20 protein-coding genes, 4 pseudogenes and 1 other annotated feature are annotated in these 20912 nt (G+C 34.0%); of the genes and pseudogenes, 17 read left to right on the top strand and 7 right to left on the bottom strand.

Going from position 1 to position 20912, the window contains the following annotated elements; all coding sequences use genetic code 11:
- Positions 1-256 precede the first annotated feature (256 nt).
- Positions 257-526 (top strand): DUF1292 domain-containing protein, encoded by a 270-nt coding sequence (locus WAZ07_RS25360; protein ID WP_336474612.1) that lies wholly within the window; start codon positions 257-259, stop codon positions 524-526.
- Positions 527-907: 381 nt separating this feature from the next.
- Here the strand turns inward: WAZ07_RS25360 and WAZ07_RS25350 are convergent, their stop codons facing one another.
- Positions 908-2086, bottom strand: a complete 1179-nt coding sequence (locus tag WAZ07_RS25350; RefSeq protein WP_413788951.1) for an MFS transporter — start codon at positions 2084-2086, stop codon at positions 908-910.
- Positions 2086-2652, bottom strand: a complete 567-nt coding sequence (locus tag WAZ07_RS25345; protein ID WP_336474624.1) for a PadR family transcriptional regulator — start codon at positions 2650-2652, stop codon at positions 2086-2088. Before WAZ07_RS25345 ends, WAZ07_RS25350 begins: the two co-directional genes overlap by 1 nt.
- Positions 2653-2878: 226 nt before the next feature.
- Positions 2879-3134, top strand: a binding site (T-box leader).
- Between the two features lie 82 nt (positions 3135-3216).
- Between WAZ07_RS25345 and lysS the strand changes: the two genes are divergently transcribed.
- The 4 genes from lysS to WAZ07_RS25325 all read left to right on the top strand — a co-directional run bounded on the left by lysS (position 3217) and on the right by WAZ07_RS25325 (position 5844).
- On the top strand, positions 3217-4770 hold the full coding sequence (gene lysS / locus WAZ07_RS25340) for a lysine--tRNA ligase (protein WP_336474610.1): 1554 nt from the start codon (positions 3217-3219) through the stop codon (positions 4768-4770).
- Between the two features lie 229 nt (positions 4771-4999).
- Positions 5000-5206 carry a helix-turn-helix transcriptional regulator gene (locus tag WAZ07_RS25335; protein ID WP_336474609.1) on the top strand — a complete coding sequence of 69 codons (207 nt, stop codon included), beginning with the start codon at positions 5000-5002 and terminating at the stop codon, positions 5204-5206.
- Positions 5203-5634, top strand: coding sequence for a hypothetical protein (locus WAZ07_RS25330; protein WP_336474608.1), 432 nt, complete (start codon positions 5203-5205; stop codon positions 5632-5634). The genes WAZ07_RS25335 and WAZ07_RS25330 overlap by 4 nt, the downstream gene beginning before the upstream one ends.
- A gap of 15 nt (positions 5635-5649) precedes the next feature.
- On the top strand, positions 5650-5844 hold the full coding sequence (locus tag WAZ07_RS25325; RefSeq protein ID WP_336474607.1) for a hypothetical protein: 195 nt from the start codon (positions 5650-5652) through the stop codon (positions 5842-5844).
- 123 nt (positions 5845-5967) lie between these two features.
- Here WAZ07_RS25325 and WAZ07_RS25320 read toward each other — a convergent pair whose 3' ends face one another.
- Positions 5968-6837, bottom strand: coding sequence for a phosphotransferase (locus tag WAZ07_RS25320; protein WP_336474606.1), 870 nt, complete (start codon positions 6835-6837; stop codon positions 5968-5970).
- Positions 6838-7140: 303 nt separating this feature from the next.
- On the opposite strand from WAZ07_RS25320, the gene WAZ07_RS25315 reads away from it, so the two are divergent.
- Positions 7141-7380, top strand: coding sequence for a DUF3977 family protein (locus tag WAZ07_RS25315; protein ID WP_336474605.1), 240 nt, complete (start codon positions 7141-7143; stop codon positions 7378-7380).
- A gap of 448 nt (positions 7381-7828) precedes the next feature.
- Here the strand turns inward: WAZ07_RS25315 and WAZ07_RS25310 are convergent, their stop codons facing one another.
- A complete protein-coding gene (locus tag WAZ07_RS25310) occupies positions 7829-9598 on the bottom strand; it encodes a M3 family metallopeptidase (protein WP_336474604.1) in 1770 nt (589 codons plus the stop codon).
- Positions 9599-9776: 178 nt separating this feature from the next.
- Between WAZ07_RS25310 and WAZ07_RS25305 the strand changes: the two genes are divergently transcribed.
- The 5 genes from WAZ07_RS25305 (at position 9777) to WAZ07_RS25285 (ending at position 14778) form a co-directional block, all read left to right on the top strand.
- A complete protein-coding gene (locus WAZ07_RS25305) occupies positions 9777-10682 on the top strand; it encodes a winged helix-turn-helix domain-containing protein (protein WP_336474603.1) in 906 nt (301 codons plus the stop codon).
- Between the two features lie 356 nt (positions 10683-11038).
- Positions 11039-13135, top strand: a complete 2097-nt coding sequence (locus WAZ07_RS25300) for a chitobiase/beta-hexosaminidase C-terminal domain-containing protein (protein ID WP_336474602.1) — start codon at positions 11039-11041, stop codon at positions 13133-13135.
- A gap of 211 nt (positions 13136-13346) precedes the next feature.
- Positions 13347-13475, top strand: coding sequence for a hypothetical protein (locus WAZ07_RS25295; RefSeq protein WP_336474601.1), 129 nt, complete (start codon positions 13347-13349; stop codon positions 13473-13475).
- Between the two features lie 33 nt (positions 13476-13508).
- Positions 13509-14153 carry a hypothetical protein gene (locus tag WAZ07_RS25290; RefSeq protein ID WP_090913664.1) on the top strand — a complete coding sequence of 215 codons (645 nt, stop codon included), beginning with the start codon at positions 13509-13511 and terminating at the stop codon, positions 14151-14153.
- A gap of 280 nt (positions 14154-14433) precedes the next feature.
- Complete coding sequence (locus WAZ07_RS25285) at positions 14434-14778, top strand: hypothetical protein (protein ID WP_336474600.1); 345 nt, start codon at positions 14434-14436, stop codon at positions 14776-14778.
- Between the two features lie 508 nt (positions 14779-15286).
- On the opposite strand, the pseudogene WAZ07_RS26375 reads toward WAZ07_RS25285, so the two are convergent.
- Both WAZ07_RS26375 and WAZ07_RS25280 read right to left on the bottom strand, forming a co-directional pair.
- A pseudogene (locus tag WAZ07_RS26375) lies at positions 15287-15373 on the bottom strand (recombinase family protein); the annotation flags it as partial.
- Between the two features lie 267 nt (positions 15374-15640).
- On the bottom strand, positions 15641-16219 hold the full coding sequence (locus tag WAZ07_RS25280; RefSeq protein WP_336474623.1) for a TetR/AcrR family transcriptional regulator: 579 nt from the start codon (positions 16217-16219) through the stop codon (positions 15641-15643).
- 233 nt (positions 16220-16452) lie between these two features.
- Here WAZ07_RS25280 and WAZ07_RS25275 point away from each other — a divergent pair, with 233 nt between their 5' ends.
- From WAZ07_RS25275 to WAZ07_RS26365, 6 genes and pseudogenes are all read left to right on the top strand, one after another.
- Entirely contained in the window at positions 16453-16596 is a 144-nt protein-coding gene (locus WAZ07_RS25275) for a hypothetical protein (RefSeq protein WP_336474599.1), read from the top strand.
- Complete coding sequence (locus WAZ07_RS25270; RefSeq protein WP_336474598.1) at positions 16589-17779, top strand: MFS transporter; 1191 nt, start codon at positions 16589-16591, stop codon at positions 17777-17779. Before WAZ07_RS25275 ends, WAZ07_RS25270 begins: the two co-directional genes overlap by 8 nt.
- Before the next feature lie 507 nt (positions 17780-18286).
- Positions 18287-18730: a MarR family winged helix-turn-helix transcriptional regulator gene (locus WAZ07_RS25265; RefSeq protein WP_336474597.1), complete on the top strand. Its 444-nt coding sequence runs from the start codon at positions 18287-18289 to the stop codon at positions 18728-18730.
- 227 nt (positions 18731-18957) lie between these two features.
- Positions 18958-19836, top strand: a complete 879-nt coding sequence (locus tag WAZ07_RS25260) for a LysR family transcriptional regulator (protein WP_336474596.1) — start codon at positions 18958-18960, stop codon at positions 19834-19836.
- 58 nt (positions 19837-19894) lie between these two features.
- A pseudogene (locus WAZ07_RS26370) lies at positions 19895-19978 on the top strand (DDE-type integrase/transposase/recombinase); the annotation flags it as partial.
- A gap of 92 nt (positions 19979-20070) precedes the next feature.
- Positions 20071-20184, top strand: a pseudogene (locus WAZ07_RS26365) (IS6 family transposase); the annotation flags it as partial.
- Between the two features lie 104 nt (positions 20185-20288).
- On the opposite strand, the pseudogene WAZ07_RS25250 reads toward WAZ07_RS26365, so the two are convergent.
- Positions 20289-20697: pseudogene (locus tag WAZ07_RS25250) on the bottom strand (low temperature requirement protein A); the annotation flags it as partial.
- Positions 20698-20912 lie beyond the last annotated feature (215 nt).

Raw genomic sequence — 20912 nt, 5'->3', positions numbered from 1 at the left:
TCAACTTAAGGATTTAGACTATTTTTGAAGTTAAAAGCACGTTACTATTCTCTTATGTTAATGAGAAAGGGTGACGAGAGCCCAAAATGTATTCATTCATATTCACAGATGATATCCTTTTAGTTGGATTCTTACGCTGAAGCAGCAAGAAATTGTTGTTCTTTGCGCATTAATTTGATTTTTTATGGAAAGATATACTAGTAAGTATACGATTTGAACGTTCTATTTTTTAGAGTATAACAGGAGGAGAATGAATATGTCGGAAATTGAAGTAGGCGAAATTTTTACCCTTAGCGATGAGAGTAATGAGGAGCAGGAAGTTGAAGTGCTCGGAACGCTGAATGTTGAAGGAGCAGAATACATTGCTGTTGGCTTTGTAGAAGACATTCAAACGGAAACAGAGGAAGACATTGATATCTTCTTTTTAAAAGTAGAAGAAGGTAGTGAATTCTCATACATTGAGAGTGATGAGGAATTTGAAAAAGTATCTGCTGCATTTGAGAAAATTATGGACGAGCAAGAATAATATTGGTTGGATACAGGAGGGGGATGTATATTTTCCTTCTGTTTTTGTATATAGGGGTACCGTTACACATCCTTAAGTTGATGGATGTGGGGTCCTGTCACATGCCCATCAACTTAAACTCTCATACCACCCCTAGAACGAAATTTTTTTGCATTTTGCTCGTATTTATTGTTTGGGGATAACTCGTTCCTTTAGCTTGATGGTGATGGGGCAGGACCCCTATAAGCAAACAAAAGATGTAGCCATGTTATAAGAAATACTGAATCGTAGTACACCCAAAATGACACTTAAATATACTAGAATGAACAAAGAAGAAAAGATAATATCTTGGATACATTTTTAATCTAACATTAAATCTTTTAAAAATACGTTATAAGATAGTCACGCTTGTTTTTTTATTTTCAAAAAAAACAGTCCAAGATAACATAGGAGAATAAGACTAAAGATGTATAATGTATTTGTTAATCCAAATAAGTCGGATAGACTACCGCTTAACGTTGGACCACAGAACATGCCAATAGAGTATGCTGTGTTATAGATAGCAAAGAGTGTACCGTATGCACGAATTCCATTTTTGTCTGCAAGGTATGTCAGTTCTGGCAGAGCGGGTGCTAGTAAGAAACTGAAGCTAATTCCTAACACAGCAAGAACTAATATCTCAGTAATAATATTAGGAACGAGTGTTACGAATGGAAAACATAGAGCAGCAATAATAAGTCCAATAATCATTGTTTGATTTCTGCCAAGTTTATTTGATAGTGTCCCAATTACTGGAGCAGTAAACCCATAGGCGAGAGTAGGAACAGCAAATAAAAGTCCAATTGTTCCTGAACTTACGTGTAAAACATTATGTAAATATAAAGGAAGAGTCGGTTCTAAAGCGCTAGGCAAGGCAGCTCCAATTATAATAATTCCGATGATCATAAATAAAGAGTGCATCTTTAAGATTGAACGATAAGAAACGCGTTGCTCTGTATCTTGTTTCGGTTCATCATGAAGCAATGTGATTCGTAATATCCCATCAATAAGTGCGATTGCTGCTGCGAATATAAATGGTAAGTGATAGCCGCCCCATTGGTAAAGAAAGCCGCCGATAGTTGGTCCTAAAAGCATCCCAATTGCTTGACCGGATAGAGCGATCCCCATTGCTTTCCCGCGTTCTTGCAGAGGGAATACATCTGCAAGAAGGGCTAATCCAGCTGTCCATGTTGCAGCTGCAGATATACCTTGTAGCATTCGTGCTACAATCAATAACCAAAAACTGTTCGCAAATCCAAATAATATAGTTGCAGCTACTAATCCAAATAAACCTAGAATCATAGGGAGTCTTCTTCCTACTTTATCAGAGAGCACTCCTGAAATTGGGGTTGCGAGAAGTAACGTAATGGCATAGCTGCCGAATAAAAAGCCAATCTCAGCTTGCGTGGCCCCAAGTGTTTTTGCGTAGCTTGGAATGATCGGCACGATCATTCCATAAATAAGCATGTCAGTAAAGACAGCTACTGCTACAACCCATAAAGCAGCTTTTTGCAGTCGAGACATTTTTACTTGAGATTCCATCATTTTTCCTCCTTTCTGGTCTTTTCTTCTAATATAGATAACTTCTTTTCTAGCTTTTCGATAAAACGAAGCTGCATCTCACATTGTTCATAAATATTTTCAAAGATAAGAGTTACATGCTCAGGAACGTCAATCATTTTCTCTTTAATCGATTGTCCTGCTTTCATATTTTCGAACATGTTTATAATTTCTTTTTTTTGTTCTCGCAAAGCAACTGTAATTTTCTCGATAGAAACTGCATCAGCTGTGAAAAAAGTTAGTGCTGTATATAGATGAGTTGGAAAAGTTACCGAAGATTGCTGAAAAGATTCAATCATTAACTTGTGAAATTCTTCTTTTCCAGCTGGTGTGATACTATATATTGCTTTGGAACGATTTCCTGTTTTTTCAACAGTATCTAGTTCTACTAACCCTTCTTTGTCCATTTTTTTTAAAGCGTGGTAAATAGAAGCAGGGAAAACACCTGCCCATGTATCAGTTTGCGCAGATTGCATGGCTTGCTGTAATTCGTAGCCAGACATAGGGCCATACTGCATTAATAAACCAAGTACCATTAATCTTGTCATCATTATCCCTCCGTTAAAATAGAAAACATTTAATACTAAACGTTTAGTATTAATGTAAGCTTATTGAATAATTTCTGTTTTGTCAAGATTTGGTACGTGAATTATTGTTTAACTTAAGTACACTACTAGTGAAGCGATGCAACCTAATACAAATAATAATCAGAAGAAATGATTGACAATAATTATTTTTCTGATTATTATTAATGCAATTAAAAAAATGAAAATATTAACAGCGATGAAGAGAAGAGTAATTAAGAAATGTTATGTGACAGAGAACTCCGGTAGCTGAGAAGGGGAGATAGCGTTCTTAATGAAAAAAGACTTGGAGCTTCGTATGGAACTAAGTTGATTAGGGATAATACGACGGATTCTCCCGTTATAGAGATAGGGTATACGCAATTTGCCGTACCCGAAGAGGTTGGTATGGTGACATATCAATAAACTGAGGTGGTACCACGATGAGCATAACTCTCGTCCTCAAGATTTATAATCTTGGGGGTGGGAGTTTTTTATTTTGGAAAAAGGTAAAAGTGAATTGAAATGATTTTATGAAGAGGTGATGGTATGCACTGGGCATATAAAATAGCAAATGAATTAATTAATACGTATCCAAATAAAGATACTTTTGTGTGTGCGTCAGGAATTAGTCCTTCGGGATCAGTTCATATAGGGAATTTCCGGGAGATTGTAACAACGTATTTTGTAGTGAGGGCGCTGCAAGACTTAGGGAAGAAAACACGTTTTATTTTCTCATGGGACGATTATGATCGTTTTAGAAAAGTTCCTAAAAATGTTGATCCCTCTTTTGAAAAATATATTGGTTTGCCGTATTCAGATATTCCGGATCCTTTTGGGTGTCATGCGTCGTATGCAGAACACTTTGAAAAAGAATTTGAAAAATCTCTAGCAGCCTTTGGGATTGAAGTGGAGTTTCTATATCAGAGTAAGGAATATAGAACTGGTAGATATAACAAGCACATTCTTCATGCATTACAACAAAGAAAAGAAATATATGATATAGTCATGAAATTTAAGACGAGTAATATTTCAGAAGAAGAGAAAAATGCTTTCTACCCAATTGCACTATATTGTGAGAATTGCGGAAAAGATCATACAGAAATAAAAAAGTTTGATGAAGAAAATAAAACGATTGAATATGTTTGTAGTTGTGGAAACCATTCAATATTATCAGTGATGAGTGCAAATAATATGAAACTGAATTGGAAAATAGATTGGCCAATGAGATGGATGGTTGAAGATGTCATTTTCGAACCTGGAGGAAGAGATCACTCATCAGAAACAGGGAGTTATAACGTATCAAAAGAAATCGCCAGGAGGATTTTTAACTATGAAGCCCCTAGTTATGTAGCTTATGAATTTATAGGAATAAAAGGCGATCATAAAAAAATGTCTAGCTCAGCTGGAAATATTATAACGCCAAACGAACTACTAAATATATATTTGCCTGAAATTATCCTCTTTATGTTTTCGAAGTATAAACCAAATGCATCTTTTAACATTGGTCTAGATGAAGATGTGATTAGAAATTATTCTGAATATGAAAGGTTTCAAGAGAATTATCGAAATGGAACGTTACAAGATAAAGATATATGTTCTTCACTTAAATTATCAAAAGTTAATGATGAAAATGAAGTATTACCGAAATTTAACCAAGTAGCAGGTGTCTTACCATTAGTAAACTTTCATGTGCAGGCATTACAAAGTGTGCTTAGTAAAACAGATGAGGAATATACCGTAACAGACATTAAGAAAATAAGCGATCGGGTAGAATATTGGATTAAAAATTGGAATCCACAAAAAATGATTCGTATAAATGATAAGAAAGATATCGAATACTATGAAACATTAGATGAGATTCAGAAAAAGTGGTTAAAAGAATTTTGTGACATACTTCGTAATAGTCAGCAGATAGATCAATTAATGGAGAAAATATATGCAATTTGTCATGATGAGGATAAGAAAATCATGAGAGCCAATCAAAAATTATTATTTCATATGGTATATATGCTTGTTTTGAATAGTTCAGTTGGTCCGCGATTGCCGCTATTCATTCAGGCAGTAGGGATTGAGCGAATGGTTTATTTGTTAGATTTTTAATAAAAATAGCATGTGAATAGATAAGGTTGTATCCATAAACAATATTTTTTATTTTATAATGTTTGTTAAAAATTATTTCTTATTTTTTTGAAAGAAATTTTATAAATTGAAGATACCTTTCAAAATGATAGTTCCTCCTGCCTTGAGATACGGAGGAACTGTTATTTTTATGTAAATTATACTTTACATAAAGGAATATATATATTACATTTTAAGTGGAGGGTGTTATATGAAAAATCATGTAAAGGTTGCTCGCGTAAAAGCTGATTTGACACAACAACAGCTTGCTGATGCGGTCGGTATTACAAGACAAACGGTTAGCCTGATTGAAAAAGGGAAATATAATCCGTCATTAAAGTTATGTTTACAAATTTGCTATGCCGTAAATGCAACATTAGATGAAATATTTTGGGTGGATCAGGAGGATTTTGAATGAAAAAAATTACAGATGAAAGACTCGTTTTAAGAAATTTACAAAATATTAAAATCGCTTATATTGTCCAAACAATGGGGATTTTATGTATTCTTGGCTACGACTTTATTCAAGGGGGAATGGAGAGGATGCGTGAGAATCCCCTTTGGATGGTATTTATGTTAACCACTGTTGTAGCTGGTTATTTATCGATGAGTATCGGTGTAGAACATGAAAAAGAAATAAAAGACCCTAAGAAATCATTTATTATTGGCATGGTCGTATTAACTGTTATTGTGGCAGTTTTTGCTTATCTTACTTCAATTACACCCAACTTTGGCTGGGGAGATGGTTTATTAATAGGAGCTATTATATTTATCTGTGGTTTTATACCAATTGTTTATGTGTATAAATTAAGAGTGAAGCAAGTACAGGAGTTAGAAGATGAGTAGAAGGTAGTGATATAATTGTTGTCATTTTTTAAAGAAAAAAAGCTAGTTTGTTATATTTGTTCTAAGGAAATTATTGAAGGAGAAGAATTTGTTGCTCGGTTGAATGTACCAACTAAATCGTTAATGCCAGTTGGGGTGTTAGATAAAGTATTAGTAAAACATGCGAAAGAAATTTTGTGTAAACAATGTCATCAGCAAAGTACAAATTAAGGAAGCATTTGAAGATAGCGTATCTTGAAATGTCAGATGCTTTAATAAGGAATCCATTTTGATCCTATGTCAAAATGGATTCCTTCTATTTACAGTAAATGCACGTTCAATTAATATCTGACTTTATTTCAAACCAATATCAACCTTCCATCTATTCCACGCTATAATATACTGTGGTAAATCCTCTGGATGATGTCGAATGGAAGTAGCGATGCGACAATATAAACCTAGTAATATTTCTTCATATAAATCTATTTCATTTTGAGGCTGCCAATTGTTTAGAAGAGAAACAGCTGGTTGGATAACATGCAATTCTAAATTGTTGGGCGTTGAACAAAATGCATATACAAGGTCGTAAATGGGAGGCCCTGCAATTGGAGTAGGATCAATAACACCAACTAATTGTTCATCGCTAAAAAGGAAATTATGAAAACCAAAGTCCCCGTGTATTAGATAAGGTGTATCATTCTTATTTCTTTTCAGCCGATTCGTTACGATGTTCCGAATGAGTTGATGATCTTCAGTATTTAAGTGGGATTGAATGGTTTCGTAAGCTTCGGTAATGCGAGTATGTAGAAATAATTCCCATGTTGATTCTGGCGCATCTACCCATCCCCATTTGTTTGCATCACACATTGGATGATAAGAGTTTATTATATGTGATGAAAGGAAAGTTAGTACAGTACGTTTATTACTTTTGCGATTATTGGTTGAACCAGTCATATATTTATAAACTATGTAGTTGTCATTAGAATCCATATACATGAGTTGCGGAAATAAATGCTGGTCTCGATAGCGATTCAAAAACAGTGATTCAGCTTGTAAGACATTAGGCTTGTTCATTTTCACTACATATAAGGGAGTATCGTCATATGTAATAACGCCAACTGTACTGCTGCTTCCGCCATTTAGGCTTTTATAGTAGCCGAAAGGTTCAATAATTCCTTTATTTTCAAGTTCTTTTAGTATGTCTTCAGTGATAGAGTGCTGCATAATTTTTACCTCCTTAAAATATTTGAAGTTAACTTTAAAATAATGATTATTCTGTATTTTTGATCGTTTATATCTTTTCATAAAATGCTTCTTATGACAATGCTTTGCTAGTTTTGATGATAGTCAGTGTCCCAAATGGAATGACTATGGTTTGTTAATGAGCAATAAAAGAAGGATTCTATATTTCATTCATAGAACAAATAGTATGACCAAAAGAGAAAATTAATGTAAGAAACAGAAGTTAACATAATATAATTATGTTAATGTGGAAACTAATAAGTATTTTGATAAGGAGAATTACAATTGAAATATATTGAATTTGGAATCGGAAATAAGTGGCTTGTTAGGACAGAAATAGAATATGATGACGGAACTGAGACGGAGCAGCGTGGTATTGTGCAGCCAATTCATTTTGAGTCGGTATATATGAGATGTTGGGTAAGAAAAACTTGTTTTATTATAGATACAAAAGAAGGTTTTAAGAAAATGAAAAAGAACCGTAATGAATTCAAATTTATTTTTGGGATTGTAAGTAGGAGATAAGTAGAGAGCGAGAGATATAAAGGGAAATAACTATCCAACTGCGGGAGATTTTATTAAAAATAATTTGCTTCACATTCCAAATGAGGAAGAATCAATGTTGTTGTTGGGGAAAATAGTGAAAAATAAATTAAAATGAGAAAACTATCTATGGGGGAAGTACTACATAAAACAGAATTTGATTTGTTAGTATGTGAGGGTTTAAGAATGGAAATATGCTTCCGTTATGACTGATTATGGATTTTACTTATATTTAAAAACAAAGGAAGACAAAAAAACAATTTAGCAATAAACTGGTTAGCAGGTCCTAGGGGGTTCTAGATTGGAATAGTATTTTGCTCTATTTGAGTAGAAATAAATAAGGTTCCATAAACGACCGTTTATGGAACTTGAAAATTTACTATCTTGGGCACAAAAAAATTATTCTGTCTTTGAAATAAACTGAATTAAGTTAACTATCTGAAAGGTGAATATATTCTTCTATATCCTTAATAACTTGATTAATAGATTGCTGCCAAAATTTTGGATTAGAAAGATCAATATTAAAGTAATGGTATACTAATTCTTCAACTGGCCTTTTTCCGGTTTCACTTAAGAACCTTTTATATTTCGAATTAAATTCATTACCATCCTGTTTTGCAATGGCTAACAGACCTAAACTTAATAGATAGCCAAAAGTATAAGGATAATTATAAAAAGGAATGTTAGGTTCATAAAAATGCCCATATTTTATCCAAACAAAAGGTTGATACTGTTCTAAGCTATCACCATAGGCTCTTTTCTGAGATTCGATTGATAACTCCTCTATCTGAATGGAACTTAATGGCCCATCTTTACTTTCTTCATAGAAAAGTTGTTCAAATATAAATGATCCTCGAACTGCCATTAAATAATTTAAGCTACTTTGTATTTTATAGTTAAGCAAAGATTGTTTAACTTCCAAATCACTCGTAACGGTAATTAAATGATCCACAAAAATTAATTCAAATAAAATAGATGAACACTCTGCGATACTCATTGGAAAACGTTCTTCTAAAAAAGAAAGAGAGGGAGCATCTTTTAACTGCTTAAAATGCCAGGCATGTCCTATCTCATGTGCTAGTATTCTTACACTCTCTATCGTTCCGTCGTATCGTAAAGAAATTCTAGATTCCCCCTCACTTAGAAAGGGCGCACAAAAACCTCCAGGAAGTTTATTCGTTCTTGGTTCTGCATCTACCCAACCATCTGTTATTACATGAAGTGCAAAGTCAGCCATTTCATCATCGATCATTTCTAATGAATTGAATATTTCTTCTACAGCTTTTGAAAAAGACATTTTTCTTTGTTTATTTTGTTGAGAAGTCATTGATTGATGCCATGTTAGCTTTTCCGCATTATTCTTTTTAAAATCTAGAAAACGAGTTAAATTTTTAAAATTCTTATCTATTGTCTCCCACATTGTAAAGAGTGATTTTTGAGAAATTCCATTTAAATGAAGAGAATCTGATAATATATCGTCTTTTTGTAGGGCACAGTTTTGAGACAACCGTAATCGTGCAAAGTTATTAAAAACGGCACCAAAAAGATCCTTTTCCTTATCCAATGTATTTGTTAGAAGTTCAAATGCTTCCATTCTTTTGATAGGGTCATCATGATTCATAGCTAAATCATTCACTTCACTAAAAGAAATTACTTTTTTATTATCATCATCAATAAATTCAATCTCTAATTTATTTTTAAGCTGAGTGTACATATCTTTCCAATGATTCAATTCATTTCTTGTAAAATTTATCATTTGTTCTTCAATACCAGTATAAATGTTAGTAGATAAATCAGGAATAAAGGGTTGTACAAAAGGAAGGCTATACCATTCCTTTTGGGTTTCAGCAGGAAGTTTGCTTATATATTTTTGCCAATCTGACAATAAAGAATGAGCTTCATCTTTGAGGGAAGTTATTTTGTTATGCAATGAAGTAGGAATAGAATGATCTTTTGATTCAGAAGTAAGACAGTAACAATAGTATTCTGCTTTTTCAAGCTTGCTGCGGACATCGGAGAAGCTCTGCAGCATTTTTTTATCAATAAAACTTTCAGTGTTAAATTTTGAATAAGTCTCTTCTTTTAAATAATGAATTAAAATTTTAATTTCGTTTAATTCATTATTTAAAGTTTGATCACATTCATTTGGATATAATCTTTGTAAGTCCCAGCGTGTAGGCTTATGAGGAATTTGATTCATAAATACAACCTCCAATAGTATTATCGTATTAGTTCTTTAAATTAAGAACTAAATTACAAGTTCAATATTATCAGAAAAATATAAAAAAGAAAATAAATTTAGAATGATTATTCTTGTTCGAATGTTGCATATTTTGATATTCTATAATTAATATCCTAATAGGAGAGGGAGGTAAGTAATGTCATACCGTGTAGCAGTGGATGATTCAATAGTTTATGAATTACTTTTAAGTTTTTTATTATATAAAAGAAGGAAAAATCTAAAATATTTGTATAAAGGTACTAGTTGGATTGAAAATGTTAATGCTAAACTAACTGACCATTATAAAAGTAAACTTGAACAATTTGAAGATGTATCTTTTGGGGATGTGCTATGCTTAATAATTGAAGGGTGTCCTCAAAAAGATGATATTCATTCATTTTTAGATTGGTTCCAGAAAGTATCAATAACGACATTGTATGAATTACTAGCACCACATTTAAAAAAAGAAGATTCTCATCTTTTACTTAATCTAGAAAATCAAAAAAAAAATTATTTTTATTTCCTATCAGAGTGGTATAACCAGTACTTTAAATTTGAGAATATAGAGAAAGAAATGGCTAATGAGGCTTCAAAATTTAGTGGAAAAGCCGAAACATATTCACCAGAAGAGTTGGTAGAAGAGTTTGCGACTGGCCTTAAAATAGAAATTCCAACAATTAAGCACGTTGTTCTAATTCCTTCTCTTCACTTTTGTCCGCTCCATACTTTTAGTATTTTTAAAGAAAAAATGTTTGTGTGGTATCCTGTAAGTTTTGAAGAATCAAGAGAAAAAATATTTAACATTTCAAAAGCTCTTGCAGATCAAAAACGTTTAGATATACTTCAGCTCCTTTCAAGAAATAAATATAAATTTACGGATATATTAAATTATATAGGCGGAGCTAAAGGAAACCTCCATCATCACCTGATGATATTGCGATCAGCAAACCTTATACGTGTACATCTATCTAGTAATAATCAATTTTATCTCAGTACACGTACAGAATTTGTTTCTGAATTAAAGGAGAAAATGATAGATTTTATTCAATATGCTGATGCATAGTATTGTCTGTGAAACCAAGTGCTAAATATGTAGATTTGAAATAAAGTTTAATTAAAAAATAACCTCTTCGGATGTGATATCCGTAAGAGGTTATTTTTTTTCTGAAAAACAGGTGTATTTCATGCATTAAGTTAAAAGTAAGGAGAATATAACTTGTAATAGTATTAGAGGGGAAATAAAGTACTCCTAAATAAGATAAGTAAAGAAAATTCCAGAGTGAGAAGAGGATAAACAGACACTTAATAGGGAATTGTAAACCAAGATTAAAGTGAGATAAAAGAATAGAGCATATTCTTAATAATTAATCCAAAAGTAATGATTAATATGAAAAATAGTATTAGGAGAGATAAAAGAAGATGGAAAAACAACGAAAAAAAACATTCAGCTTGTTACTCATTCTGGTAATGCCCTTTGGTCTTTTTACTCTATCTAATTCAAACGTTTCGAATGCGGCACAAATTATTTCGGTTACAGATACCATTGCTAATAATAGTGGAATCTTAACGAGGGAAAAGGTTCAGGATATAAAAGCCTCTCTTGCTCCAGGAACAGTTGCACCCGGGACGGAAGTGACATTATCAACTGAGACTCCTGATACTACCATCTATTATACAACTGATGGCAGTACTCCAACGGAATCAAGTACAAAATATATCGGTCCAATAACTATAAAAGAAGCAGTACAAATTAAAGCCATCGCTGTAAAAACGGGCCTAGAGAATAGTGAGATAGCTTCTTTTCATTACACCATTAAAAAGAATGTTATCAGCATTCATGACATTCAGGGGGAGGGGCATTACTCCCCGTATCAGGGGCAAAATGTAACAAATATTGTTGGGATCGTGAACTTTGTAGCAAATAACAATAACTTCTATATGCAGGAATTAACGCCTGATAAAAATGATAAAACAGCTGAAGGTATATTAGTTTATAAAATGCCTCATGGAGTAAAGGTTGGAGATGTCGTAAAAGTCAGCGGCCAAGTTAAGGAATGGGTATTAGAGGGCTACAAGGATAAACTTAAAACCGATCTGCCTGTAACAGAAATTAATGCAAGCTCCATTCGAGTTACCGCAAGCAATCAGAAGCTCCCAGCACCGGTTGTTATCGGTAAAGACCGTATCCCGCCTGCAGAGGTAATCGATAATGACAGCTTCTCTGTTTTTGATCCTGAGGAAGATGGAATTGACTTCTATGAGAGCTTAGAGGGGATGCTTGTCCAAATAGAAAATGCAAAAATTGTTGCGCCACAGAATTCCGGTGAAATTGTTGTTATTCCGGGAACAATGAACACAAATACAAAGGCGGGGGGTCTGCGTATATCTGAAAATGACTTTAACCCCGAAAGAATCTTCATCGATATTAATGACAAAAGCTTTATAACTAAAATGGGCGATCGCTTTGAAGGGTCGATAAAAGGGGTTATTAGCTATAGCTACAGTAACTTTAAAGTACTGAGTAAAAGAGAAGAATTACCAAAGCTTGTACAAGGTTCAAATGAACGCGAAACAACGACTATCACTCCTAATCGTAAAAAATTAACTATTGCTTCTTATAATATAGAAAATTTTTCAACTCAAACGGATGATGCAAAAGTCACAAGACTAGCAGAAGCAATTGTAAAGAACATGAAACAGCCAGACATTATCGGCCTGATGGAAGTACAGGATAATGATGGACCAACAGACAGCGGCACGACTGATGCAAACAAGAGTGCAGCAGTATTGATTACTAAAATTAAGTCTCTAGGTGGACCTAATTACACTTATACTGATATTGCACCAGAAGACAAAGCGGATGGTGGTGAGCCTGGAGGAAATATTCGTGTAGGATTTCTGTATAATCCGGATCGTGTATCACTTATAAAAGGCACAAAAGGAACAGCGACACAAGCAGTCCACTTTCAAAACAATAAGCTGACTCTAAATCCTGGCCGCATCGATCCAATCAATCCAGCCTTCTGTTCAAGTCGAAAACCATTAGCAGCACAGTTCAAATTTAATGAGAAAGACGTTATTGTAGTTGCTAACCATTTTAACTCAAAGCTTGGAGACTATCCGTTATTTGGAAAAATACAGCCTCCGGTATTTCATAGTGAAGAGCAGCGAATAAAAATGGCTAATGTCGTCAATAGCTTTGTGAAGGATATTCATTCAAAGAAGAAAGATGCCAATATTGTTTTATTAGGGGATTTTAATGATTTTGAGTTCTCCGAGCCTTTAAAAGCATTAAAAGGAAATGTATTAACCAATATGATTGAGAAGATTCCAGCAGAAGAGCGTTATACCAAGAACTATCAGGGAAATGCACAGGTGCTTGATCATATTCTTGTATCAAATAATATGGCGGCGAATACGCAGGTGGACATTGTCCATATTAATTCAGGATTTATGGAAAAGCATGGTCGTGCAAGCGACCACGACCCTGTTTTAGTCCAAACTCTTGTAAAATAAGTAAAATGATTCCTGTTTAAAAAAGTGAGGTTTATTTTGGTCAGATAAAGTAAAAAAGCTTATAGACAAGGCCCTATTGGCTCTATGTCTATAAGCTTTTTTTTCCTTCTGACAGGATGCAAAGACTTGATATGGTTGATTTGAATAGGCTACACTGGATTGGACAGTTATTAAGTTCTAGTAGATTAAAAACAAATCATTAGAGAACGTTATGGGCGAACGTGAGCATCGAGCATTTACAGATGAGTTCAAACGGCAGATGGTTCAGCTTTATGTGAATGGAAAATCACGTACAGATATTGTAAGAGAGTACGAAGAAAGAAAGCTAATTGAAACGTGAGTTTGAGGCGATAGCAGCAGAATGGAGGATATTATGATAAAAATCGATAGAGATGGTGAAGCCTATTGGAGTGAAACCGTTGATTTAGGTGTTTTAGGTAAGTTCAATAGCATTTTTATAAATTTAGATGGATGCGATATAACAGGGGCGACGGATGATATGTCCCAAGAAGAGAAGATAGACAAAGTTACAAAATATTATGGTAATAGATTCAAGGAGTTAGAAGTAAATGCGGGTTTTATAAATGAGCAATTTCTAATGTGGATTATAACGCACTTATGTGATATAGAATATCCATTTTGGGAATTTTGTGATGAAGATGAAGGCAGTGAAGATTATCCAGATTATATAGTGAAAGAAGAAATAAAAAAGTTCGAAGATGAAAATGGACAATTGAAACATGATCCGTATAGTCCAAGTCCGATTTATAAAGAAATTCAGGAATATAACGCATATAATAATGAAGATAATTTATCAAGCTATGAAATTATAGCGAAATATTTACCAGTTCTTGATTTTAAAAAACTTGTAGATACAATTAGAGCTGATAGCATAGATACATATGAAGATAACATTAACTTTCAAGTGAGTAGCGAGGTTTGTGGTGGTATGTTACTTTGTGCTACTTACGGAACAATATATGCCAATAATGAGCTAGAAGTTACGCATAATTGTTAATCCTAAATAGACTGGTGACAATAAAAATGGTGATTATATAGCAAAACAATTTAACATGTAGCGAGAAGTAAATCTCGATGTTAAAAGTAAAAGATTTACTCTGTATGGTCGAAATGCTACCGGATTAGCCCCCTATCATTTGGACACAGAAAACCGTATTCGTCCTTTTTCATACGTTTACACAGGTATTAATATATTTGCTAAAGAAATTTGTGACACATGTGGTGGAATATGGAGGGGCAAAAAACTTGTATAAATTAATCAAAGGAGGGTATATTTTGTGGATATGGTTGTAGAAGACGAACATTATTATAATAACAGTTATGTTGTTGTTAACGACATAATAGAGTTTGAAAGAGTCTATATGATTGATGAAGATAAATTTAATAATAAAACGTATGAAGCTTTAGGGAAGGTGTATGAAATATTGCCATCTTATATGGGAAATCAAACCACTTTTCCCTGCTGGTTTGGTGATGAGGAAAAAGGAGATACATACTTTATATCAGTTTCATTTGAAATGTCAGGACTACAGTTTTGGGGGGAATTGCCTATTTCAGATTTTTTACAATGGGAAAATAAATTCAATGAATTAATAAAGAACTTCCCATTTAAATATCAATAAAAGAAAGCTTCTTATTAAGCTAATGAGTGCTTTAGTACAACAAAATACAAGTTCTTTGTTGTGGTAAATAGCTCATTTGTAGTACAAAAAAGGATAGATTGAACAGATTTTTATATTGTTCATCTATCCATCTTTTTTATGATTTATAATGAGTGACATTAAATAAAAATGTATGGATGAATATGATTCTAACTATTCTCTTGATTTTTAATAAAACTAGATTCTTTGTGTTTTTTCTTTATCCTATGTAGAGTTAATTATAAAAACTTACTGGTAAATGATGTATGACTATGACTTAGTTTTACACGTATCTGAAAAATATCAATTTCTTTGATTTCAAGTACCTTCATTTCATCTCTTATTGTTTGCTAAGACTCAACTTTAATGGATTTGGTACTCTGGGTCCCTTAGTGTATATATTCTCATGAAATATGATTTTGTGTTTTTCTCTTTTCATCAACTGTTCTTCCCAACATACAAGGGATACAATAACATACATTATTTATATCTACGCTTTTCTTTTCGCTGGGATCAATGTGCCCTCGCTAATTCCTGTTATCTCCTCAACTTGCTTATAAGAGTGATTTTCTAATAGGGGTACCGTCCCATGCCCATCAACTTAAGATAAATTTGTATCCGTATAATGCTCTTCAATACTCTCTAAATTCACACACCATCCAATCCATTAATATGGTTGGAAACCCAGTTTATCAGTCAGGTATAGATTCAAAAAGTGCTCTTCGATTCTCCGGTGGTCGATATCGCTCAGCGATATTAAAGCGATGAAAGGTCATGACGCATTATATCAGGAGAGTGGAGAATCGGCAATTTCGTGGTAAATAAATTTTTGTTCGAATGTTATTCAGGTTAATCGGATTCCTTCAAATGCGCTCATCACTAAATGATGTACATAGGAATCATCCAACTTTTCGCCAGTTACGAGCAAACGATAGAAAATCGGCCCGTAAATGAGATCGATGCTTAATTCAATATCGAGAGTTTCTTTCAATTCTCCTCTCTGAATTCCCTTCTCCAGAAGATGCTTAGCTTGGAGTCGACGGGGCTGAAAATATCGAGTACGATATTCCTTCGCCAATTTTGAATCAAACTGCCCTTCGCCTATTAACTCTGTAATAATGGTCCCTTCCCGACTTGTCAAAAACCTGGCTAAACTCGTGGCGTGAATTAGAATATCATTCAATGCCGAGCCCGTATCAGGCACAGGTAATTTGGCAGCGGCAACAGAAAGAAAACCATCCATTACCACGGCTGCCTTGTTAGGCCACCATTTATAAATCGTGGCCTTGCTAACTTTAGCACGATCTGCAATTTTATCGACCGTGACCGCTTTAAAGCCCTTTTCCAGCAATAACTCATAGGATGCGGAAAGGATAGACTTATGCGTTTCGACATTACGCGGCCGACCTCTTTTACTTTGCACATTAATCATTCCTTCCAAAAATATAAACTATACGTTTAGTATACTTAATTTGAATAAAAAATAAAATAACCCATTTACAAAACTGAACGTTTAGTATATTATTTGTTTTAATTAATAAACTAAACGTTTAGTATTTAATTGTTAAGAAATCTTGCAATGTTAACTGATGCAACTAAGCCTAAGACTCCACAAGAACTTATTACTAAAAATACATGGAAAAGGAGAAGAAAGAGATGGCACAATTGAAAGTCTTGAAAGAAGAGTGGGATGCAGTTCAGACTCAATTTAGTACAATGGCCACTGATGCCGCTGCAGCATTTGTCAAGATAATTCAAGAACTTCGGGATAATGGTATAGGAGGAGTTAACTATGTCTAATTTAAAAAATCAAACAATTGATAAAGATATTTCAGCAGGGTTAACCATACTTCTCGCAACTGCATGTGGTATCATTGTAGCTAATCTTTACTATGCACAGCCCTTGGTTGGGTTAATTAGCTCTGCAATTGGGCTTTCTACTAGTAGTGCTGGGTTGATTGTAACGCTAACACAGATTGGATATGTTGTCGGTTTACTATTTCTTGTACCTTTAGGAGATATTGTTGAAAACCGGAAGCTGGTAGTTATATCGTTACTTCTAAGTGCAGTCGCCCTGACTGCCATAGTATTTGTGAAACACGGAATACTGTTCTTAGTGGCTTCATTCTTCATCGGGTTGGGATCGGTCGCAGCACAAGTGCTCGTACCTTTTGCATCATACCTTGCGTCAGAATCTACACGTGGCCGCGTTGTTGGTAATGTCATGAGTGGTCTGTTACTTGGTATCATGCTTTCTCGTCCGATATCAAGCCTAGTAGCTGACATCTGGGGATGGAATGCAATATTTGCCTTGTCTGCGGCAGTAATTGTTCTCTTAGCGATCATAGTATTAAAAGTACTTCCTACTAGGAGGCCAATGGCAAACACAAATTATACCGCTTTACTCGGTTCAATGTGGCAATTACTGCGAACTACCCCGATCTTACGCCGTCGCGCGATTTATCATGCGTGTGTATTCGGGACTTTCAGCTTATTCTGGACTACTGTTCCGTTATTATTGTCTAGCCCTACTTTTCATTTTTCTCAGAAAGCTATAGCACTATATGCACTTGTCGGGATTGCGGGTGCGATAGCTGCGCCAGTAGGAGGACGTCTAGCTGATCGTGGATGGACTCGAATTGCCACTGGGATAGCTCTCGCTGTTGTCATCGCTTCTTTATTACTACCACTCATGATTCGGAGTAATTCGCCCGTCGGAATAGCTGTTCTAGTAGTTGCAGCTATTCTATTGGACATGGGAGTGTCCGCAAACCTTGTGCTTAGTCAACGTTTGATTTTTTCTTTGAAGCCAGAAATTCGTAGTCGATTAAACGGGTTATTCATGGCTATTTTCTTTTTGGGTGGTGCTATTGGATCCTCTATCGGAGGATGGGCATACGCCTCAGGTGGATGGAGTGCAGCATTATGGATGGGAATCGCTTTTCCGGTCATAGCACTGCTTTATTTTGCTACAGAAAAATAGTTCTTTAATCAAACTTTAGAGATTAATTGCAATTGTTTTGAGGTTTTTGCACCAGAACCAGATTTTTGGTCTCTATCGCTGTAAGGGTACAAAACTCACCAGGTAAAATGTTTCTGAATTCTATGTAGGATATGATAAAAAAAGAGCTTGTGTCAGAAAACAAGCTCTCTTTAAAAGAAATAACGCAATTGAGATGTCTATATATTACCAATTGATTTATCCCGCATTAACGGGCAGTAATACTCCCACCTCAAAATTCGGCGAAAGCAAAGAAGTTAGGTGGGAGATAAACTGCCCGTAAAAGCCCGATTGGTTCAACTAATAATTAGTGGGGAATGAAGAAAACCCCCACTGATTAAAGTTTCACTTTATTACGCCTCCGTACGTCTCATGTTGAGAAATAAATTATAAGTGGTTTGATAGAACTAAACTGAATTATTGACATAATATTTTGATAATCATATAATAAGTCTTGAATTCGAGATATTTTGTAAAGGATTGGTAATTGTGAGTTTGATTAATGATGAGAATTTATCTTTAAAGTTATTTGTTATATTATCACGAGCAGCACAGTCAATCACAAAGCGTATTGAAGAAGATATAAAAAGTTATGGACTTAATCCAACTGAATTTGCAGTTCTTGAGTTACTATACAATAAAGGCGATCAGCCTATACAAAAAATTGGAGACAAAATATTACTTGCAAGTAGCAGTATCACGTATGTAGTTGATAAGTTGGAAAAGAAGAGGTTATTAATACGAAAACCATGTCCTAAAGACCGCCGTGTCACGTATGCGTCAATTACTCCAGAAGGTATTGAATTGATGGATACTATTTTCCCTAAGCATAAACAGGCGATTCGACAAATATTTGGTGGTTTGGACTCTGGTGAGAAAAAAGTGATGATCGAACAGTTGAAAAAATTAGGCTATTATGCGCAAGAACTATAAATTTTTGAACATATATCTCGAATTAGTAATATCCTACTTAAATATAAATTAAAGAAAAGTAAATAAACAGGAGGGAGGAAACCAATAAATGTAGTACATTTATTGGTTTCCAAAATGAAGAAATCATGGGATTACAATTAGTATAAGAAAGATAGTTGTTATGCCAACGCATACATAGTGTTCTTTTAAGTGTGAATCTTTCATAAAGCGGAAGGTGGGTATTAAGAATGGAACTACGTCATTTAGAGTATTTTATTCAAGTTTGTAATAATGGTAGTTTTACTAAAGCTGCGGAAGTTCTAGGTATTTCACAGCCGACTTTAAGTCAACAAATACGTGTGTTAGAAGGTGAAATTGATACACCTTTATTTCATCGAGTTGGAAGGGGTATCAAAATTACAGAAGCAGGTAAGTTACTATTGGATAAAGGTAAATTTATCATGCAGCTATTTGATGAGGTTCATAATGAGATCTTTGAATTAAAGGGTGTGAAAAGAGGCGTGATTACTATAGGAGGGTTATTAGAGGACCTCACCTATTTAACACCTTATATTATGCAATTTCAACAACATTATCCCAACATCTTAGTAAAAATCATAGAATCAGAAGTTACTGTAAATCAAATCGTTGAAAATAATATTGATATAGGGATCACACGTAGTTTTCAAACTCCAGACACATTAACAAGCACTTTTTTGTATAGCGAAGAGCTCGTCCTTGTGATTCCAAAAAATCATCCTTTGAATAAAAAATCATTTGTTTCTTTTCGAGAATTAGTAGGGCTGAGTAGAATAATGACTTCAAGCAGTTGTCGTGAATCAATTAAGATATATTGTGAAAATTTAGGGTTATCTTTATCTGTAGCAAATATAGAAACAAAATCTTCTATTTCTCTATTGAGTCTTGTATGCAATGGACATGGGGTTGCCATAATACCACTCTCACTGGTTGATTTTGTTAATAATGATTCCTTGAGCATAGTTCGTATTGTTGATCCAACACCAAGTCAAGATATTAATCTTATTCACTTTGATGATAAATTTTTAAGTTTTGCAGCACGTATCTTTATGCAGAAGTTAAATGATCCTGAAAAAGTATCAGTATAATAGAAACAATAATGATTCTAGTGTAAAAATTTCAGGAAAATTGAAAATAATCTATAAGTCTTGGGATGAGGCCTATATTAAAGTCAAAGGACAGTGGATTTATATGTGTGGTGTAGTCGATTCAAAAGGGAATACCATTGACTTTTTATTTAAGGAAAAATGGAAAAATCAAATCAGCCAAGTATCTTTTCATATGCACCTGTTCCTCATTCTATTAAGAGCTGAGCCCTTCCAATGTTAAGGTTCAAGTCTTTTGACACGGCTACATCTATTATTTTGAGATTAGCAGTCATGCATATGATCAAAAAAGAACAGATTGATTTACGGCATCAGTCTGTTCGAAACTAGAAAAAATTCATCCATCGATTGTTTGGGCTTACAGCATAAAATAGAATTCAGCTAGAAATATATAAGCTATATTCTCTTTTATTTTATCTTTGCACCAGAACCATTTATGTAGTTGTTAATTTAGCATAGATGATAAAAAATAGGGGTTAATTGTCCTATTATCACAATATTTGGTACTACTACAATCAAATTAATAACAAAAAAGACTGCTAAAATCCCTAAAAACAAGCATAAATGATAAATTTTCAAATGGTGTTGTTCAAACCTGTATTGATGAAAAACAATTGTAGTTGACAGGAAATAGAGCAATACAGAACCAAAAACAAAATATAGGATAAAAGAATAATAGACCTCATGTAAAAATAATAGTCTAATGGATGCTGCAACCATACTCAAAGACATTAAAATAAACAGATGACCGTAAAAAATAATTTGACCGGAAGTTTGTCTAGACTTGTCGAGTTTCTTCTCCATGTTATCAAAATATTGCCACCACATCGAAATCAAGTTAATCAATCAACTCTTCGGTCTTACCGCATAGTAATAGATTCCGTTAGGGATACACTGCTATTTCGGATCTACATATTATTTGCACCAGAACCCATATTACCATTATGATCTTAATACCATTACTATTTGGGTCCGTCCTCGGCCCCAAACCCTTATTGTAGAAAGAAAACCACCGGCATTAGACCAGTGGTTCTGACTTAGAAAGCAAAGCAAGTACA

The organism is Bacillus bruguierae (assembly GCF_037104725.1).
Classification (GTDB): Bacteria; Bacillota; Bacilli; order Bacillales; family Bacillaceae_G; genus Bacillus_A; species Bacillus_A bruguierae.
The sequence above is the reverse complement of the archived record's forward strand: the minus strand, read 5'-3'. Positions and strand labels throughout refer to the sequence as shown.

Excerpts from the sequence above, each read along its gene's own strand:
- WAZ07_RS25310 (WP_336474604.1), bottom strand. The coding sequence starts at position 9,598 with ATGAATCAAATTCCTCATAAGCCTACACGCTGGGACTTACAAAGATTA.
- lysS (WP_336474610.1), top strand. The coding sequence starts at position 3,217 with ATGCACTGGGCATATAAAATAGCAAATGAATTAATTAATACGTATCCA.
- WAZ07_RS25260 (WP_336474596.1), top strand. The coding sequence starts at position 18,958 with ATGGAACTACGTCATTTAGAGTATTTTATTCAAGTTTGTAATAATGGT.
- WAZ07_RS25320 (WP_336474606.1), bottom strand. The coding sequence starts at position 6,837 with ATGCAGCACTCTATCACTGAAGACATACTAAAAGAACTTGAAAATAAA.
- WAZ07_RS25300 (WP_336474602.1), top strand. The coding sequence starts at position 11,039 with ATGGAAAAACAACGAAAAAAAACATTCAGCTTGTTACTCATTCTGGTA.
- WAZ07_RS25350 (WP_413788951.1), bottom strand. The coding sequence starts at position 2,086 with ATGGAATCTCAAGTAAAAATGTCTCGACTGCAAAAAGCTGCTTTATGG.
- WAZ07_RS25270 (WP_336474598.1), top strand. The coding sequence starts at position 16,589 with ATGTCTAATTTAAAAAATCAAACAATTGATAAAGATATTTCAGCAGGG.
- WAZ07_RS25295 (WP_336474601.1), top strand. The coding sequence starts at position 13,347 with ATGGGCGAACGTGAGCATCGAGCATTTACAGATGAGTTCAAACGGCAG.
- WAZ07_RS25290 (WP_090913664.1), top strand. The coding sequence starts at position 13,509 with ATGATAAAAATCGATAGAGATGGTGAAGCCTATTGGAGTGAAACCGTT.
- WAZ07_RS25360 (WP_336474612.1), top strand. The coding sequence starts at position 257 with ATGTCGGAAATTGAAGTAGGCGAAATTTTTACCCTTAGCGATGAGAGT.
- WAZ07_RS25275 (WP_336474599.1), top strand. The coding sequence starts at position 16,453 with ATGGCACAATTGAAAGTCTTGAAAGAAGAGTGGGATGCAGTTCAGACT.
- WAZ07_RS25305 (WP_336474603.1), top strand. The coding sequence starts at position 9,777 with ATGTCATACCGTGTAGCAGTGGATGATTCAATAGTTTATGAATTACTT.
- WAZ07_RS25330 (WP_336474608.1), top strand. The coding sequence starts at position 5,203 with ATGAAAAAAATTACAGATGAAAGACTCGTTTTAAGAAATTTACAAAAT.
- WAZ07_RS25335 (WP_336474609.1), top strand. The coding sequence starts at position 5,000 with ATGAAAAATCATGTAAAGGTTGCTCGCGTAAAAGCTGATTTGACACAA.
- WAZ07_RS25345 (WP_336474624.1), bottom strand. The coding sequence starts at position 2,652 with ATGACAAGATTAATGGTACTTGGTTTATTAATGCAGTATGGCCCTATG.